This window comes from uncultured Bifidobacterium sp., assembly GCF_949292005.1.
Classification (GTDB): domain Bacteria; phylum Actinomycetota; class Actinomycetes; order Actinomycetales; family Bifidobacteriaceae; genus Bifidobacterium.
This window is the reverse complement of sequence record NZ_CASEXV010000094.1, coordinates 1-3,375: the sequence shown is the minus strand read 5'-3', so window position 1 is coordinate 3,375 and position 3,375 is coordinate 1. Positions and strand designations below refer to the sequence as shown.

3 protein-coding genes and 1 pseudogene are annotated in these 3,375 nt (G+C 61.6%); all 4 read right to left on the bottom strand.

Features of this window, described 5'->3' with window-relative positions; translation table 11 throughout:
* Positions 1 to 596, bottom strand: a pseudogene (locus tag Q1X90_RS07235) (glycine--tRNA ligase); the annotation flags it as partial.
* A 160-nt stretch (positions 597 to 756) separates the two neighbouring features.
* Positions 757 to 1,371 (bottom strand): type 4a pilus biogenesis protein PilO, encoded by a 615-nt coding sequence (gene pilO, locus Q1X90_RS07230; RefSeq protein WP_300768554.1) that lies wholly within the window; start codon positions 1,369 to 1,371, stop codon positions 757 to 759.
* Positions 1,372 to 1,390: 19 nt separating this feature from the next.
* Complete coding sequence (locus Q1X90_RS07225) at positions 1,391 to 2,299, bottom strand: hypothetical protein (protein WP_300768552.1); 909 nt, start codon at positions 2,297 to 2,299, stop codon at positions 1,391 to 1,393.
* A gap of 3 nt (positions 2,300 to 2,302) precedes the next feature.
* The coding region (gene pilM / locus Q1X90_RS07220) for a type IV pilus assembly protein PilM (RefSeq protein WP_300768550.1) at positions 2,303 to 3,375 on the bottom strand (1,073 nt) is incomplete at its 5' end.

Here is a 3,375-nt window from a genome sequence, read left to right as displayed (position 1 = left end):
GTGATCTCGTTGCGGAACGACTTGCCCATGTTGGCGATGCCGAACGGCGGCTTGGACCGCGACGACATCATGACGTTCTTGAAGTCGACGAAGATGCCCTGCGCGGTTTCTGGACGCAGATAGTGCAGGGAGTTGTCGTCGTCGACGGGTCCCAGATGGGTGCGGAGCATCATGTTGAAGTCGCGAGGCTCGGTCCACTGGCCGCGGGTCCCGCAGTCGGGGCAGACGATGTCCTTGAGGCCGTTCGGCGGCATCGTATCGCCATGCTTCTCCGCCCAGGATTCCTCAAGCTTGTCGGAGCGCTGACGCTTGTGGCAGTTGAGGCATTCGATGAGCGGGTCGTTGAACACGCTCACGTGTCCGGAGGCCACCCACACGGCGGGCGGACGGATGATGGAGGTGTCGACGCCCACCACGTCGCCGCGCGTGACGACCATCGACCGCCACCATTCGCGTTTGATGTTGTCCTTCAACGCTACTCCGAGCGGGCCATAATCCCACGCGGAACGGGTTCCGCCGTAGATCTCGCCTGCGGGGAACACGAAGCCGCGGCGCTTGGCGAGGGAGACGACGTCATCGAGTTTGGATACTGCCACAATTCACCTTCCGGTCTGACTTGCGGGGTCTGCTAACCCGCCACAGTCTAACGACACGCGGGGACGGAACGCCTCCCCCGGCACTGAGGACATGACACCGGGGGAGGCGGGAATTAGAGCACGCGGACGACGGTCACCACGGCACTCTCATGTGTCGCTCTCACTGTGTCGTGGAGGACTCCGTGGAGTTGGAGGAGCTCGACGAGCTGATCAGCGACCAGATCGTGCAGTTCATGGTCAGGGTGGACTGTGAGTCGTCGTCCGCACTGATGGAGTACGAGACGTCCGTGGCGAGGGCGATCCTTTCGATCCCCTGCACGTTTTTCACGAAACTGTTGAGCTTGGAGTACGCTCCCTGGGCGGTGATGGTGACGGGAACCTCGACGAGCTGTCCGGATGTGACTGTCCCGACCTCCGAAGGCAGCGATCCGGCGACGCCGTCGCTGAAGGACACGGATTGTATGGTCACCGTGGCTTTGTCCGCCGCAGCGTTGAGGGAGCTGATGAACTCCTTCTGTCCGAAGCTGCTCGGTATCTGCCGCTGCAATTGGCTGAGTCGGTTCTTCTGCAGGGTGATGTTGGCGCTGGCGATGCTGAGATCCTCGATTTCATTCTGCGTCGTCTTGTTCTGCGCCTCTATCCGCGCGGTCTCCTGGTCCGCGGCCTTGATCTGGCTGAGCCGCGGGGACACCCCGACAAGCCAGAGGACCACGAGGACCAGGACTATGCCGGCGGTCAGACCGATCCAGATGAGGCGGTGCTTGTTCATGGTCATGATGTCCGTTCCTTCCCTCTCACTCGCTGCTTGAGCTGCTGGTCGTCGAGGATGAGGACGACGATGTGGATGTTCCTCGTGCCGCTTCCGTCAGGCTTGTGCGCAGCTTGCTCACGAGCGCGCGATCGGATGAGTCGGCGCCTCCGGCGTTGTCGCTTCGTGAGGTGGTGTTGTCCTCCAGATCGATGGACACGGTGCCGGTGTAGGTGTATCCCGAATCACCTCCGCCGGATATGGAGCTGACGACTCCCGTGAGGTATCCGGGGATCTTTTTGAAGTTGGCGATGAAGTCCTTGGCGGTGATGAACGTGGGTGAGCTGACGGTGAAGCTGGCCTGGATCGCTCCGGACGCGCCCCAGATGCTTGAGGTGCTGGAGGACGACGAGGACGAGGACGAGGAGCCGGACAGCTGATATTCGCTGAGCGTCAACGTGGTGTATGTGGCTCCGCTGGGCAGCACGTCGTCAAGATTGTCGGTCACGGTCGGCCAGTCGATCTCGGCGTACAGGGTTCCCACGCGGCTGCTCTGGATGTCGCTTGTCGTGTCCAGCACCTTCTGCACATCGTTGTACCGCGCCTTCGTGGCCGCCAGACTGAGCGAGAGCGTCCGCTGGTCCTCTGTGCGCTGCTCCGCGTTGGACACGAGCACACCCATCACCAGCGTGACGATCAACGAGATCACGACGACGACGAGGAACGCCACGACCATGATCTGTTTGATGAACCGGTCACGGTTGATCGCGGCGACGGAGCTTGGCAGCAGGTTCGCCCGCATCGTCCACTTGTCGGGACTTTCCGGGGCCTTGCCCTTACGGCTTGAGAACATCGACCCGACGTCGATGTCGGACCATGATTTCCGCTTATCCTGCTCTTGCTCGGGTTCAGCCTCATGCGCGCGGCTTCGATGACCTATAACCTTCCGTGCCATCTCCTATTCCCCCTTTCGTCCCAAGGCCAGCCCCAGCACGGCGGCGAACCCCGCGGCCTGGGTGTGAAGATCCTCGTCCCTGATCGACTTCGACAACGCGAAACGGGAGAACGGGTCTCCCATACTCACTGGCAAGGATGTCGACACGGCGAGAACGTTGGGGAAATCCCCCAGTGCGGATCCGACCCCGGTAAGGAGTATGGAGCCCACCGGCGTCCCAGGATGTTCGGCGCTGTAGTAGTTCAAGGTGTTGCGGACTCCCACGATCAGCTGCGCCGTGGTGTCCCGAATCGTCTCCTCCGCCTTCTCCAGCCGGGGGTCTCCGGTGACGTTGCGAAGTCCGATCCGCTGCTTGATCTCGTCGGCGTCCTCGAATTCGATGTCCAACGCGGAGACGATGGCCGTCGTCACGTCATCGGCGCCGGAGGGGACGGAACGCAGGTAGACCGGCCGTCCCTCGTGGAGGATGATCACGTCGGTGCTGTTGGAGCCCACGTTGATGACGGCCGGAACGTTGTCGTGCGACGCGTTGTCGAACACACGGGACAGCGAGAAGGCCGCCGCGTCGATGGCCGCGACCTTGAGACCCGCATCCTCGATGGATTTGGCGCTTTTCTCGACTCCGGCGCGCAATGACGCCACGACCATCCCGTGGTATTTCTCCCCCTGATCCGTCTGCTCGATGGACAGTGGCACGAAATCCATGACGCAGTCATCAAGAGGCAGGGGGATGATGCTTTTCGTCTGGAATCGCAACGTCTCGCGCAGCTCCGCCAAGGACATTCTGGGGAATGACGCCTCACGGTAGATCATTCTGCGGCTGGAATAGACGAGCAGCGCCTCGGACCGGGGGATCTCATGGTGTTTGATGAGATTTTTGAGTATCCCGGTGACGACCTTGCCGTCGACGACCTCCCCGTCGGCCACGGCGCCGACGGGAAGATGCACGGTGATGATCTTGCGCAGCGTGGGACTGTTCGTATACGGATTCGCGATCACCGCCGCACGTATGGCGTCATTGTTCAGCGCCAATGCCACGATGGGTTTCATAACCCCTCCCCCTGTTGTGTTCCTGT